Annotated in this window: 1 protein-coding gene; it reads left to right on the top strand. The window is 64.1% G+C overall.

All coding sequences use genetic code 11. The features are described 5' to 3' along the window. Nucleotides 1–110: 110 nt before the first annotated feature. The coding region (locus tag ACYOEI_RS41195) for an RNA polymerase sigma factor (protein ID WP_462856490.1) at nucleotides 111–384 on the top strand (274 nt) is incomplete at its 3' end.

The raw sequence follows: 384 nt of genomic DNA, 5'->3' as shown, positions 1-384 counted from the left end.
TCGATCACGACCCGCCGGAAATCTTCGGAAAATGCGAGAATCCTCAATGGGGATGCCCCCGAGGGTGCAGTAGAGAGTCATTCGGGGCTCAATCGGCGCGGAGTGGCGACATGAGAAGCGACCATTACGGGGCGACGTTGGGCTATCTCCATCGCCTCTTCCACAACGGCACAGCCGTCGGCGTGGGAGAAGGACGGCTCCTCGAGCGATTCGTCGATCGTAACGACGAGGTCGCCTTCGAGGCGTTGGTGTCCCGCCTCGGTCCGCTGGTGCTCGGAGTCTGCCGCCGACTCCTCGACGACCCTCGCGACGTCGAGGACGCCTTCCAGGCGACCTTCCTGATCCTGGTCAAGAAGGCCGCGTCGATCCGGGACCGCGACCACC

The sequence above is a fragment of the Singulisphaera rosea genome (genome assembly GCF_054877945.1).
Note: the sequence above shows the minus strand (reverse complement) of the source record. Positions and strands in the feature narration are given on the sequence as shown.